Annotated in this window: 9 protein-coding genes and 1 pseudogene; 3 read left to right on the top strand and 7 right to left on the bottom strand. The window is 71.0% G+C overall.

Annotated features, from left to right (window positions below):
• Together ACFWVE_RS05630 and ACFWVE_RS05625 are read right to left on the bottom strand one after the other, a co-directional pair.
• A pseudogene (locus ACFWVE_RS05630) lies at positions 1 to 135 on the bottom strand (4-hydroxy-3-methylbut-2-en-1-yl diphosphate synthase); the annotation flags it as partial.
• A gap of 175 nt (positions 136 to 310) precedes the next feature.
• Positions 311 to 1,369, bottom strand: a complete 1,059-nt coding sequence (locus ACFWVE_RS05625; RefSeq protein WP_384008516.1) for a LacI family DNA-binding transcriptional regulator — start codon at positions 1,367 to 1,369, stop codon at positions 311 to 313.
• 446 nt (positions 1,370 to 1,815) lie between these two features.
• Between ACFWVE_RS05625 and ACFWVE_RS05620 the strand changes: the two genes are divergently transcribed.
• The 3 genes from ACFWVE_RS05620 to ACFWVE_RS05610 are packed head-to-tail and all read left to right on the top strand — an operon-like array spanning position 1,816 to position 6,423.
• Positions 1,816 to 3,801, top strand: a complete 1,986-nt coding sequence (locus tag ACFWVE_RS05620; protein ID WP_384008514.1) for an acyl-CoA dehydrogenase family protein — start codon at positions 1,816 to 1,818, stop codon at positions 3,799 to 3,801.
• Positions 3,802 to 3,859: 58 nt separating this feature from the next.
• The gene (gene dxr, locus ACFWVE_RS05615; RefSeq protein WP_384008512.1) at positions 3,860 to 5,122 is read left to right on the top strand and encodes a 1-deoxy-D-xylulose-5-phosphate reductoisomerase; all 1,263 of its coding nucleotides are present in this window, start codon (positions 3,860 to 3,862) and stop codon (positions 5,120 to 5,122) included.
• A gap of 8 nt (positions 5,123 to 5,130) precedes the next feature.
• Positions 5,131 to 6,423, top strand: coding sequence for a M50 family metallopeptidase (locus ACFWVE_RS05610; protein WP_384008525.1), 1,293 nt, complete (start codon positions 5,131 to 5,133; stop codon positions 6,421 to 6,423).
• Positions 6,424 to 6,543: 120 nt separating this feature from the next.
• Here the strand turns inward: ACFWVE_RS05610 and ACFWVE_RS05605 are convergent, their stop codons facing one another.
• The 5 genes from ACFWVE_RS05605 to ACFWVE_RS05585 form a co-directional block, all read right to left on the bottom strand.
• The gene (locus ACFWVE_RS05605) at positions 6,544 to 7,257 is read right to left on the bottom strand and encodes a hypothetical protein (protein WP_384008510.1); all 714 of its coding nucleotides are present in this window, start codon (positions 7,255 to 7,257) and stop codon (positions 6,544 to 6,546) included.
• Positions 7,258 to 7,294: 37 nt separating this feature from the next.
• Positions 7,295 to 9,601, bottom strand: coding sequence for a glycoside hydrolase N-terminal domain-containing protein (locus ACFWVE_RS05600; protein ID WP_384008508.1), 2,307 nt, complete (start codon positions 9,599 to 9,601; stop codon positions 7,295 to 7,297).
• Positions 9,598 to 11,565, bottom strand: coding sequence for a beta-galactosidase (locus ACFWVE_RS05595; RefSeq protein ID WP_384008506.1), 1,968 nt, complete (start codon positions 11,563 to 11,565; stop codon positions 9,598 to 9,600). Before ACFWVE_RS05595 ends, ACFWVE_RS05600 begins: the two co-directional genes overlap by 4 nt.
• A 143-nt stretch (positions 11,566 to 11,708) precedes the next feature.
• The gene (locus ACFWVE_RS05590) at positions 11,709 to 12,647 is read right to left on the bottom strand and encodes a carbohydrate ABC transporter permease (protein ID WP_384008504.1); all 939 of its coding nucleotides are present in this window, start codon (positions 12,645 to 12,647) and stop codon (positions 11,709 to 11,711) included.
• The gene (locus ACFWVE_RS05585; RefSeq protein WP_384008502.1) at positions 12,644 to 13,687 is read right to left on the bottom strand and encodes an ABC transporter permease; all 1,044 of its coding nucleotides are present in this window, start codon (positions 13,685 to 13,687) and stop codon (positions 12,644 to 12,646) included. Before ACFWVE_RS05585 ends, ACFWVE_RS05590 begins: the two co-directional genes overlap by 4 nt.
• Between the last annotated feature and the right edge of the window lie 25 nt (positions 13,688 to 13,712).

Below are 13,712 nucleotides of genomic sequence, written 5' to 3'. Positions count from 1 at the left end.
CGTCGTCGTCATCGACTGCACCGACACCGGCGCGTCCCCACCCACCGCCACCGACCCGACCTGGATCCGCCGGCTCCTGCGCCGCGGGGCGAGCGTGGTCGGAACGGACGGCATGCCGAGAGAAATCGCAGTCATCTGCTGTGCAACCCCAAGTCGTGGATCAAGGTCCGGCTCCCGGTGAGCAGCGGGCTCCGCGCTCCGAGATTACGGCACCGCCATCGGCTCCGGCACATCCCGGTCGTAAACCCATCCAAAGGGCGACGGCCCGGAACGAAAGGGTTCCTCTACGAGGTGGCGGAGGCGGCGCGGGTCACGTGCGGGCGGGTGCCGGGCCCGAACTCGCCCGGACCGTCAGCTCGGGCGCGATCAGCACGACCTCGTCCCCGCCCCGGCCGTCGAGCTTGGCGACCAGGTGCTCCACGGCGTGCCGGCCCATCTCCTGCGCGGGGATGGCGACCGACGTCAGCCGCACCGACGCCTGGACGGCGACCTGGTCGGGGCAGACCGCGACCACCGAGACGTCCTCCGGCACGGCCCGCCCCTGCTGCCGCAGCAGGGCGAGCAGTGGTTCCACCGCCGACTCGTTCTGCACGACGAACCCGGTGGTGCCCGGACGCTCGTCGAGGATCCGGGCGAGCGTCACGGCCATCGCGTCGTACCCGCCCTCGCACGGCCGGTGCAGCAGGCGCACACCCAGCTCCCGCGCCTCGGAGCGCAGTCCCTCCAGGGTGCGTTCGGCGAAGCCGGTGTGCCGTTCGTACACCGCGGGGGCCTCGCCGATGACGGCGATGTCGCGGTGCCCCAGCTTCGCCAGATGCTCCACGCAGAGCGCGCCGGTGGCCCGGAAGTCGAGATCGACGCAGGTCAGGCCGGAGGTGTCGGCGGGCAGTCCGATCAGCACCGCCGGCTGGTCCGCCCGTACGCCCGGCCGCGCTCCACCGGGGGCGTCCAGGGCATCCCCGCCGCGCAGCAACGGCAGCCGCTCGTCCTCGAGTTCGACGTCCATCAGGATCATCCCGTCGGCGAGTCCGCTGCCCGCGACGCGGCGCACCGCGTCGGGACCCTCCTCGCCGGTGAGCAGCAGGACGTCGTACCCGTGGGTGCGGGCCGTGGTGGCCACGGCGATGGCGATCTCCATCATCACGGGTACGTACATGTCCGTCCGCAGCGGGACCATCAGCGCGATGATGTTGGACCTGCTGCTCGCCAGGGCGCGGGCCCCCGCGTTCGGGTGGTACCCGAGCTTTTGGATGCTCTCCTCGACCCGCTGCCGGGTGTTCGCGGAGATGGACCGCTTGCCGCTGAGGACATAACTCACCGTGCTCGCCGAGACTCCGGCGTGCTGGGCGACCTCGGCGAGGGTGACCATCCAGCTCTCCAATTGTTGTGAAGCGCTTCGACGGTGCGCCAGGACGATGGGACGGGTGCGGGTGGCTCGATCGGTGAGTCGACCCTAATACCAGCGCGGGTGCGTGTCCATACAGCTGTCGAAGCGCTTCGACAGCTGGAGTGCGCCGATGGGTCCGACGCTTCATGGACGGGATGCGAGCCGGACCCCGTGCACTCAGGTTGCCACGAACGCGCCGCGCCCCGAGAGGGCCCGGCGCGGCCCGGAGGTCACGGTGGGTCGGCCGAACGGGTGCACGAAGGGTGGCGGGGTCGCTACGAATCGGGTACATACGTACGGGTAGCACCAGTCGGTAACGTAACCCCCCGAGACCGCATGAAACGATCTCCGGGTCCGGTGCCCAGCCTTCACGCATTCCGCATACCCCCGACCCCCCGACCCTTTCGATACGCGGCGAGGTGAGCCTCATGTCCGCAACACCCGAGACACCCCGGTCTCCGTCTCGACCCACCGTCACCGAACGTGAGGCCCGCCAGGTGGCCGAGGCCGCCCGGGAACAGGACTGGCGCAAGCCCAGCTTCGCCAAGGAACTGTTCCTCGGCCGCTTCCGGCTCGACCTCGTCCACCCCCACCCCCTCCCGGCCCACGAGGACACCGAACACGGCGAGGAGTTCCTCGCCAAGCTCCGCGACTTCTGCGAGACGCGGATCGACGGAGCCCTGATCGACCGCGAGGCGCGCATCCCCGACGAGGTGGTCACCGGCCTCAAGGAGCTCGGCGCCTTCGGCATGAAGATCGACACCAAGTACGGCGGCCTCGGCCTGACGCAGGTCTACTACAACAAGGCCCTCGCCCTGGTCGGCTCCGCCAGCCCCGCGATCGGCGCACTGCTCTCCGCCCACCAGTCGATCGGCGTCCCGCAGCCGCTGAAGATGTTCGGCAGCCAGGAGCAGAAGGACACGTTCCTGCCGCGCTGCGCCCGCACCGACATCTCGGCCTTCCTGCTCACCGAGCCCGACGTCGGCTCCGACCCGGCACGGCTCGCCACCACCGCCGTCCCGGACGACGGGGACACCTCCCGCTCGGACGGAGCCGAGAGTGGGGGATCCTACGTCCTCGACGGCGTGAAACTGTGGACGACCAACGGTGTGGTCGCCGACCTCCTCGTCGTCATGGCCCGCGTGCCGAAGTCCGAGGGCCACCGGGGCGGCATCACCGCGTTCGTCGTGGAAGCGGACTCCGAGGGCATCACCGTCGAGAACCGCAACGCCTTCATGGGCCTGCGCGGCCTGGAGAACGGCGTCACCCGCTTCCACCGCGTCCGGGTCCCCGCCGCCCACCGCATCGGCGAGGAGGGGCAGGGCCTGAAGATCGCGCTCACCACGCTGAACACCGGACGGCTGTCCCTGCCCGCGATGTGCGTCGGCGCCGGAAAGTGGTGCCTGAAGATCGCCCGCGAATGGTCCGCGGCCCGCGAACAGTGGGGCAAACCGGTGGCGCTGCACGAAGCGGTCGGCTCGAAGATCGCGTTCATCGCGGCGACCACCTTCGCCCTGGAGGCCGTACTCGACCTGTCCTCGCAGATGGCCGACGAGAACCGCAACGACATCCGCATCGAGGCCGCCCTCGCCAAGCTGTACGGCTCGGAGATGGCCTGGCTGATGGCCGACGAACTGGTCCAGATCCGCGGCGGACGCGGCTTCGAGACGGCCGACTCCCTCCGGGAGCGCGGCGAGCGGGCGGTCCCCGCCGAGCAGATCCTGCGCGACCTGCGCATCAACCGCATCTTCGAGGGTTCCACCGAGATCATGCACCTGCTGATCGCGCGGGAGGCCGTCGACGCCCACCTGTCCGTCGCCGGCGACCTCATCGACCCCGACAAGACCCTGGGCGACAAGGCGAGGGCCGGGGCGAACGCGGGCGTCTTCTACGCGAAGTGGCTGCCCAGGCTCGTCGCGGGCCCCGGACAGCTCCCCGGCGCCTACGGAGAGTTCAAGCACGGGATCGACCTCTCCCCGCACCTGCGGTACGTCGAGCGCACGTCCCGCAGGCTCGCCCGCTCCACCTTCTACGCCATGTCCCGCTGGCAGGGCCGGATGGAGACCAAGCAGGGCTTCCTGGGCCGGATCGTCGACATCGGTGCCGAACTGTTCGCGATGAGCGCCGCCTGCGTCCGCGCCGAGCTCCTGCGCACCCGCGGCGAGAACGGCCGCGAGGCCTACCAGCTCGCCGACGCCTTCTGCCGTCAGTCCCGCGTCCGCGTCGAGGAGCTCTTCGGCCGGCTGTGGACCAACACCGACGACATCGACCGCAGGGTCGTCAAGGGTGTGCTCTCCGGCACCTACACGTGGCTGGAGCAGGGCGTCGTCGACCCCTCGGGCGACGGCCCCTGGATCACGGACGCCGCGCCCGGCCCGAGCACCCGCAAGAACCGGCACCGGCCGATCCGCTGACGCGCGAGCTGCCGGGGCGGGGCCCCGGCAGCGCCCGCGACCGGACACAATGGTGCCCATGACCGACGCTCCAGCTCCGCTCGCCGACCCGCACCTGGTGTACGACCCCGTGGCGGGGGACGGCCCCAAGGACGTGGTGATCCTCGGCTCCACCGGGTCGATCGGCACCCAGGCCATCGATCTCGTACTGCGCAACCCCGACCGCTTCCGCGTCACCGGCCTGTCCGCCAACGGCGGCCGCGTCGCGCTCCTCGCCGAGCAGGCCCACCGGCTGCGGGTGCGCACGGTCGCCGTCGCCCGCGAGGACGTCGTCGGCGCGCTGCGCGACGCCCTGGGCGCGTGGTACGGCGTGGGGGAGCCGCTGCCCGAGATCCTGGCCGGAGCGGACGCGGCCACGCGGCTCGCCGCCTCCGACTGCCACACCGTCCTCAACGGCATCACCGGCTCCATCGGGCTGGCCCCGACCCTCGCCGCCCTGGAGGCGGGCCGCACCCTCGCGCTCGCCAACAAGGAGTCGCTGATCGTCGGCGGCCCGCTGGTCAAGGCACTGGCCGAGCCGGGCCAGATCATCCCGGTCGACTCCGAGCACGCCGCGCTGTTCCAGGCGCTGGCCGCCGGAACCCGCGCCGACGTCCAAAAGCTCGTCGTCACCGCCTCCGGCGGCCCCTTCCGCGGCCGTACCAGGGAGGAACTGGCGAACGTCAGCGTCGAGGAGGCCCTCGCCCACCCCACCTGGGCCATGGGCCCGGTGATCACCATCAACTCCGCGACCCTCGTCAACAAGGGCCTCGAAGTCATCGAGGCCCACCTCCTGTACGACATTCCCTTCGATCGCATTGAGGTCGTCGTCCATCCGCAGTCGTATGTCCACTCGATGGTTGAGTTCACGGACGGATCGACACTGGCCCAGGCGACGCCCCCCGACATGCGCGGGCCCATCGCCATCGGCCTCGGCTGGCCCGAAAGGGTCCCCGACGCCGCCCCGGTCTTCGACTGGAGCAAGGCGTCCACCTGGGAGTTCCACCCCCTCGACAACGAGGCCTTCCCCTCGGTGAACCTCGCCCGGCACGTCGGCGGGCTCGCGGGAACCGCCCCGGCGGTGTTCAATGCGGCGAACGAGGAGTGCGTGGAGGCGTTCCGCGCCGGCGCGCTGCCGTTCAACGGGATCATCGATACGGTCACCCGGGTGGTCGAGGAGCACGGCACCCCCCGGCCGGGAACCTCTTTGACGGTCCCGGACGTCCTCGAAGCGGAGACCTGGGCGCGAGCGAGGGCCCGGGAACTGACAACCCGTACGGCGAGCGCGGAGGCGCGTGCATGACGACCCTGATGTTCATCCTCGGCATAGTCGTCTTCGCGGTCGGCCTGCTGTTCTCGATCGCCTGGCACGAGCTGGGACACCTGTCCACGGCCAAGATGTTCGGCATCCGGGTGCCCCAGTACATGGTCGGCTTCGGCCCGACCCTCTGGTCACGGCACAGGGGCGAGACCGAGTACGGCGTCAAGGCGATCCCGTTCGGCGGCTACATCCGCATGATCGGCATGTTCCCGCCCGGCGCCGACGGACGCCTGGAGGCCCGCTCCACCTCACCGTGGCGCGGCATGATCGAGGACGCCCGCTCCGCCGCATTCGAGGAACTGCAGCCCGGCGACGAGAAGCGCCTGTTCTACACACGGAAACCCTGGAAACGGGTCATCGTGATGTTCGCGGGCCCGTTCATGAACCTGATCCTCGCGGTCGTGCTGTTCCTCACCGTGCTGATGGGCTTCGGCATCCAGCAGCAGACCACCACCGTCAGCTCGGTCTCCCCCTGCGTCATCTCGCAGAGCGAGAACCGCGACGAGTGCGAGCGGTCCGACCCCCGGTCCCCGGCCGCCGCGGCCGGCATGGAGGCGGGCGACAGGATCGTCGCGTTCAACGGCGTCAGGACCGACGACTGGGGCACGCTCTCCGACCTCATCCGCGACAGCGCCGGCCAGGCCGTGCCGATCGTCGTCGACCGCGACGGCCAGGAGGTCACCCTCCAGGCGGAGATCGCCACCAACCTGGTCGCCAAGAAGGACTCCAACGGGCTCTACGTCGAGGGCGAGTACGTCAAGGCCGGCTTCCTCGGCTTCAGCGCGGCCACCGGCGTCGTCAAGCAGGACTTCGGCGACTCCGTGGTCTGGATGACCGACCGGGTCGGCGACGCGATCGACTCCCTCGTCGCCCTGCCGTCCAAGGTGCCCGCCCTGTGGGACGCCGCCTTCGGCGACGGCCCGCGCGAGCAGGACTCCCCGATGGGCGTCGTCGGAGCGGCCCGGGTCGGCGGCGAGATCGCCACGCTCGACATCCCCGCCTCGCAGCAGATGGCCATGTTCGTGATGCTGCTCGCGGGCTTCAACCTCTCCCTGTTCCTGTTCAACATGCTCCCGCTGCTGCCCCTCGACGGCGGGCACATCGCGGGTGCCCTGTGGGAGTCGCTGCGCCGCAACCTCGCCAGGGTGCTGCGCCGCCCCGACCCGGGCCCGTTCGACGTGGCGAAACTGATGCCGGTGGCCTACGTGGTGGCCGGGATCTTCGTCTGCTTCACCCTCCTCGTCCTCGTCGCGGACGTGGTGAACCCGATACGGATCTCGTAGGGCCCGTCCGGCACGCATCCGCCGGACACCCGCCGTTCACGATGGCCTGGCCCCCCACCACCTCGTTCCCGCTCCTCCGCCCGGTGGACGGCCCGGCCGCCCGCCGGGCGGAGACAGGGGTCAGCTGCTGCTGACCGTCAGGTTGTCGGTGCGGAAGTCCAGCCCGCCGGACGACGAGGTGATCTCGTAGCCGAACTGCACGTCACCGATGGTCTCGTTGCCCATCCAGCCCTTGGTGTCCTTGATCCAGTCGAGGATCGGCAGGATGTTGACGGTCCCGGAGTTCGAGTCGGACGTACGCAGGAACGAGAAGACCTGGTTGGCGCCGTTGTCGCCCTTGTAGACGTTCCAGGTGTGGCCGCCGAGGCTCACCGTGCCCTGCGGGCTGCCGAGCGGGCCGACGGCACCGTGGTGGTTGACCCAGAGCATGATCTCGTAGTCGTAGTCCGTGTCCCAGATGTCGTACGACGTGTTGTACGCGCCCGCGGACGGGACAGTGACGTTGTAGCTGCTGGTGAGCGAACCGAGCGAGTCGATGGGCTTGTTGACCACCTTCTTCGCGTTCGGGTACGACTTGATGCCGCCGGTGTTCGGGTGGTCGGCCCACGCGCCCCAGTTGGTGCCGGAGTTGGCCCAGACGCACTGGCTGCCTGCGCCGGAGCCCCAGATGTTGTTGTAGAGGATGTAGCCGTTCAGCGTGGTGTTGCCCCACTGGTCGCAGGAGCTCCAGACCGCGGCGTGGGCGGGGGCGGAGGCCACGCCCACGGTGATGCCGAGGGCGAGGGCGGGCGCCGCCAGGACCGTGCCGACCCTGCTCGTGATGCTTGGTGCCATGAAATGTCCTTCCATGGGTGGGGGGATGACGCCGGTGTCACCGCGTCTTCAGGGTGAGGACGCGGTCTTCGTGGGCGACGAGGTCGAGCGGCTCGGCGCCTTCGGAAGTCCTCAGTTCGATGCGGACGGTGCGGGTGGGGCGCAGGACGGCGGTGACGCCGTCCGGGGTCCAGGTGAGGTCGAGGGCGGCGCCGAAGCGGGTCCGTACGCCGCGCAGCGCCCCGCGCGGGTACTCGGCGGGCGGGGCGGGCAACAGGACCAGCCGACCGGGGGTGGACTGCACGAGCGCCTCGATCAGCACGGCGGGGAGGGTGTGGGCGGCGTCGGCGTTGTAGACGTCCCGGTGGGGGTAGTGCGCGCTCATCAGGGAGGCGTGGAAGAAGTCGCCGTCGAGCACCCGGCCGAGGGCGCCCGCGACCCGTTCCGCGTCGCGCAGACGGGCGGCGATCAGGGCGTGGTGCAGATGGCCGTGCGCGGAGTCGTTCTCGAAGCCGCGCAGTTCGAGGGCGCGGTGGGCCGCGGCCGCCAGGTCCGGGGTGTCGTACGGGGTGATCTCGTGCAGCGGCCAGACGGCGTAGAGGTGGCTGAGGTGGCGGTGGTCGTAGGAGTCCGCGAGGCCCGGCCGGGCCCATTCGGCGAGGGCGCCGTCGGCGTTGATCCGGTGCGGCGGGAGCCGGTCGGCGAGGGCCCGCCAGCGGTCGGCGTGCTCGGGGTGACGGTCGGCGGCGGTGCGCAGCGCGTGCCGGGCGGCGGAGAGGTCCATGGCCGCGTTCACGGTGCCCCAACCGGCGTTCGCGGGCCGGTTCTCGGGCGAGTAGGAGGGGACGACGACCAGGTGGCCCCCGTCGTCGGTGCGGGTGAGGAAGTCCTCGTAGAAGAGGGCGACTTCGGCGAGGGCGGCGGTGGTGCGGGAATCGTGCTCGCCGCGGGTGTCGTCGTGGTCGACGAGCGGCTTGAGGAGCCAGTCGGCGCCCGCTGTCCACAGGTGCAGCGGGTACTCGCGGTTGAAGTGGTAGCTGTGCCCGGACTCGCCGTCGGAGTGGGCGGGCGCGACCACGCCCCGGGCGCCGAAGACCTCGCGGGCGTTGTCCCGCCAGTCGGGAAGCTGACGCCGGACGAGGGACGCCAGCGCCTCGGTGACCTCGGGGAGGGCCGCCGCGGCGGCGGAGGCGGTCTGGAGGTTGAGGTTGGCGTCGTTGGTGAAGGCGCCGGACCAGGCGGTGTCCCAGTCGCCGGTCCACAGGCCGGTGAGGCGGGGCGGGAACAGGCCGCCGGAGGACAGCAGGTGATAGCGGCCGGCCGCGAAGAGACGCTCGAGCAGGGCCGCGCTGCGCGGCCGGACCAGCACCTCCGATCCCGGCAGGGCGCGTTCGGCCGGGTCGGCGGCCAGGTCGAGGGTGACGCGGTCGTAGGCGGTGCGGTGGAGGGACAGGTGGCGGGCGAGGAGGGCGTCGTACGCCTCGGCGGGGGAACCGGGCCCTGCCGGCACGCCTTCGCTCCCGCCGTCGCCGCAGCCGTCCGCGAGCAGGTCACGGAGTGCGCGGCCCTCGGCGGCCACGTCCGCCTCCCCGGTGTGCCGGCGTACCCGGGTGAGCAGGAGTACGGACCGCGCGCCCGCGACCCGCACGCCCTGCGGGGCGAGTGCCGTCGTGCCGCCGGTGACGGCGACCAGGGTGACGCCGGTGTACGCGAGGTCGCTGTCCGGGTAGCGGGCGCGCAGACTGAGCAGGGCGCCCTCGGCGGTGAGGACGGCGCCGTGCCCGACACCGAGCGTGGCCGGGGCACCGGGGAGGCGGTGGTCCAGGCTGATGTCGAGGGTGAGGTCCGGCCCGGTGACGTACTGGACGATCACGTCGTCGGCACGGGAGACGAGGACGCGGCCGGTCCGGTCGGCGCGGGTGGCCTCCGCCACCCCGGTACGGAAGTCGACGGCGCGGCGGTGGAACGGCGGGGCCCCGGTGTCGCCCCGGGCGCCGTCGGGCCGGCGCAGGCGTACCTGGAAGGCCGGGTGGAAGGGCCGGACCCACTGGAGCGGGCGGCCGTCGGTGAAGGTCTCGGCGGCGTTCGTGTCCCCGGCGAGCAAGCGGTCCTGGAGGGCCGGGAGTTCCCCGGCCAGCCGGGGCGGCAGCCGGTCCTCGTCGGCGCCGACCGGACGGACCAGGGTGTGGTGGGTGACGACGACCCGTTCGTCGTCCGGGTCACCGAACACAAGGGCGCCGTGGTGGCCGTTGCCACTCAGGAAGGCGTCCTCCCAGCGGGCGGCGGGCTTCGGTTCCCAGGTCCCGTGGACGGGTGCGGTGTGGTTCACAGGCTCGTTCACCGACGCGTTCACAAGTGCGTTCATGGGCGGAGCACCGCCGCGCCGTGGCGGCCGAGGGTGACCCGGTCGGTGACGTCGGTGCCGGTGAGCAGGTCGTGGTGGGTGCCCGGCAGGTCGACGGCGACCGGTTCGCGGCCGTGGTTGAGCAGGAACAGCAGGTCGCCCCGGCGTACCGCCTCGACCTGGTCGGGAAGCCCGTCGAGCACCGGCCGTACGCCCGCGCCGGCGGCGATCCGGGTGAGCAGGTCGCGCAGCGCCCCGGGTTCCGGGAGTGTCGAGACGTACCAGGCGCGGCCCTTGCGCAGGACGGCGGGCAGGCCGTCGAGTTCGCCGCCCTTGTAGGGGGTCGTCGCGTCGGCGGTGCCGTCGGCCTCCAGTTCCTCGGACCACAGGGTGCCGTGGAAGCCCTCGCAGGCGACGGTCTCCCCCGCGTCCAGCGGCCACCACTCGTGCAGGGTGCGGATGCCGAAGAGGTCCCGCAGCCGGGCGTCCATGCCGCCGGGCCGCACCCGGTCGTCCTCGTCGGCGACGCCGGTCAGAAAGCCGCAGACGAGGGTGCCGCCACCGTGTACGTAGGCGAGAAGGTTGTCGACGGCCGCGTCCGTGAGCAGGTAGAGCTGCGGGACGACGACCAACGGGTAGGCGGACAGGTCGTGTTCGGGGTGGGCGAAGTCTGCGGTGAGATGGGCCTGCCACAGGGCGCGGTGCCAGGCGCGCAGCATGCCGGGGTGGTCGACCTCGTGGGACGGCCGGGCGTCCTGGTCGCCGGCCCACCAGGAGTTCCAGTCGTGCAGTACGGCGACGCGGGCGGTGCTGTGCGCGCCGGTGACGTGCGGGGCGATCCGCGCCAGGTCGGCGCCGAGCTGCCTGACCTCCTGGTACGTACGGCCCTGCTCGCCGGCGTGGCTCACCATCCCGGAGTGGAACTTCTCCGCGCCCTGCCGGGACTGGCGCCACTGGAAGTAGCAGACGGCGTCCGCGCCGCGTGCCACCGCCTGCAGGGACCACAGGCGGTTGAGGCCGCGGGGCTTGGGGTGGTTCACGCCGCGCCAGTTGACCGGCCCGGCCGCCTGCTCCATGAGCATCCAGGGGCCGCGCGCCTGGGAGCGTGTCATGTCCTGGATCAGGGCGCCCTCCTGGGCGCCGAAGGGATCGCGCGGGTCGGGGTAGAGGTCGACGGAGACGACGTCCTCCTCCTCGGCCCAGCGCCAGGCGTCCTGCCCCTCCCACAACGGCATGAAGTTGGTGGTGACCGGGAGGTGCGGGGTGTGCCGGCGGACGATGTCGCGTTCGGCGGTGCAGCACTCCAGGAGCATGTCGGAGGTGAACCGTTTGAAGTCCAGCACCTGGGTGGGGTTCTTCAGGTAGTGCGGGTGGCGGGGCGGCATGACCTCGGCCCAGTCGCCGTAGCCCTGGCTCCAGAAGGCGGTGCCCCATGCGGTGTTGAGGGCGTCGAGGGTGCCGTGGCGCCCTCGCAGCCAGTCGCGGAAGCGGGCGGCGGCCTCGTCGCCCCAGTCGTACGTGCAGTACTCGTTGTTGATGTGCCACATGGTGAGGGCCGGGTGGCCGGCGTAGCGGGCGGCCAGGTCCTCGGTGATGGCGGCGGCGTAACGCCGGTAGGTGGCGCTGGAGTGGGAGAAGTGCTGCCTGCCACCCCACCACTCGGTGCGGCCTTCCTCGTCGCGGGGCAGGGTGTCCGGGTGGAGGTGCCCCATCCAGGGCGGCGGCGAGGCGGTCGGGGTGGCGAGGACGACGCCGATGCCGGCCTCGTGCATCAGGTCCATGATCCGGTCCAGCCAACCGAAGTCCCGTGCCCCCGGACGGGGTTCGAGCTTCGCCCACGAGAAGACGCCCAGCGTCACGGAGTTGACGCCGGCCTGCCGCATCAGACGGACGTCCTCGTGCCAGGTCTCCTCGGGCCACTGCTCGGGGTTGTAGTCACCGCCGTAGAGGATGCGCCCGCGGGTGGCGTCGCTCAGTCCGGGCATCAGACACGCTCCTGGCGGGTGAGGAACGTACGGGATGTGCGGGACGCGTGCATGACCTGGCCTGTCTCGTTCGGCGGATGGTGGGAAGTGGGGTGGGACGACCGGTGGGGAGCCGCGGCGGACCGCCGGGGCGCCCCCACCCGTCAGCCCTTCACGGCGCCCGTGAGCATGCCCTTCTTGAAGTGCTTCTGGACGAAGGGGGACAGCACGGCGACGGGGAGCAGGGCCATGACCATGACGGCCATCTGGACGGCCAGTCCCGACAGTTCACCGGTCTTGATGGCCTGGCCGAGGCCGACGGGGGCCTCCTGCTTCTGGACGAGCTGGATCATGACGTTCTGCAGGGGCAGCATGTTCTGGTCGTTGAGGTACAGCGAGGCGTTGAACCAGGCGCTCCAGTAGCCGACGGCGTAGAAGAGCGTGATGACCGCGATCACCGCGCGGGACAGCGGCATGACGATCTGCCACAGGACGCGGAAGTCGCCCGCCCCGTCGATGCGGGCGCTGTCGATGAGTTCCTGCGAGATGTTCATGAAGAAGCCGCGCAGGACCAGGATGTTGAAGACGCTGATGGCACTGGGGAGGATCAGCGCGAGGTAGCTGTCGGTCAGGCCGAGGGTCTGCACCAGCAGGTACGTCGGGATGAGACCGGCGCTGAAGAACATGGTCGCCAGCAGCGTCATCAGGATCCCGCGGTGCCCCAGCGAGTCGGTACGCGACAGACCGTAGGCGCAGAGCACGGACACGGTCATCGAGAACACGGTGCCGACCAGCGTGACTCCGATGCTGACCAGGGTGGCCCTGGTGACCTGGCCGCCGCTGAGCAGTTCCTGGTAGGCGATGAAGGTGATGTCCTTGGGCACCATCACCAGGCCGCCGGCCTCGTCGATGGTTTTGCGGGTGGACAGGCTGGTGACGATCACGATCCACAGCGGGAAGACGACCGCCAGACAGGCGAGGGCCAGGACGATTCCCTTGCCCGCGAGTCCGGCCCTGGTGGGCGCTTCCTCCCACACCGGGCGGGGCGGGGCGGCCCAGCCCCGGACCTTGTGCGTCGTGGGTTCGTCGATCACGGCGGTCATTTCTTGTACACCCCCTGCTCGCCCATGAGATGGGCCACCTTGTTCGCGGCGAGGACCAGACCGAGGCTGACCACGCCCTTGATGAGGCCGGCGGCGGCCGCGTAGCCGAAGTCCTGGTTGCGCACGCCGTTCCACCAGACGAAGGTGTCGAGGACCTCCGACGCCCCCGGCCCGACGGCGTCGCGTTGCAGCAGGATCTGTTCGAAGCCGACGGTGAGCGCGTCGCCCACCCGCAGGACGAGCAGCAGCGCGATCACGGGCCGCAGCGCGGGCAGGGTGACGTGCCACATCCGGCGCCAGCGTCCGGCGCCGTCCATGGCGGCGGCCTCGTACAGGTCGGGGCTGACGGAGGCCAGCGCGGCGAGGAAGACGATGATTCCCCACCCGGCGTCCTTCCACACGCTCTGCGCGGTGAGCAGGAACATGAAGGTGTCGGGGTTGGTCATGACCTCCAGGCCGTCGTGGCCGTTCTGGCGCAGGAGCTGCGAGAAGATGCCCGCGCCGCCGAACAGCTGCTGGAAGACGGCGATGACCAGGACCCAGGAGAAGAAGTGCGGCAGGTACAGGATGGCCTGCGCGACCGCCCGCACCCGGGGCCTGATCACGCTGTTGATGAGCAGCGCGAGCAGGATCGGGATCGGGAAGAACAGCACGAGCTGGAGGAAGAAGAGCACCAGGGTGTTCTCCAGGGCGCTCCAGAACGCCGAGTCCTCCATGATCCGCTGGAAGTTCTCCAGTCCCACCATGGGACTGTTCAGCATCGAGACGACGCCGTTGTCGCTGATGTAGGGGTCGTAGTCCTGGAAGGCGACGACGTTGCCGAGGATCGGCAGGTAGTTGAAGACCAGGACCAGCGCCACGGCGGGCAGGGTCATCAGCAGCAGGACGCGGTCGCGCCGGTATCTGAGCCGCAGGCTCAGCTTGCCGCGCTTTTCCCGGGGTGGTGTGTCCGGGGGGCCGGCGGCGTCACCGGACGCCGCCGGCTCCTCGACCGGCTTCGTGGCCTCGGCCTTGCTCCGAGGCACCGTGCTGTGCGACACGGCGGTTCTCCTTGCCTCGGCCCCG

This window comes from Streptomyces sp. NPDC058632 (assembly GCF_042717095.1).
Lineage (GTDB): Bacteria > Actinomycetota > Actinomycetes > Streptomycetales > Streptomycetaceae > Streptomyces.
This window is presented reverse-complemented; position numbering and strand designations above follow the sequence as displayed.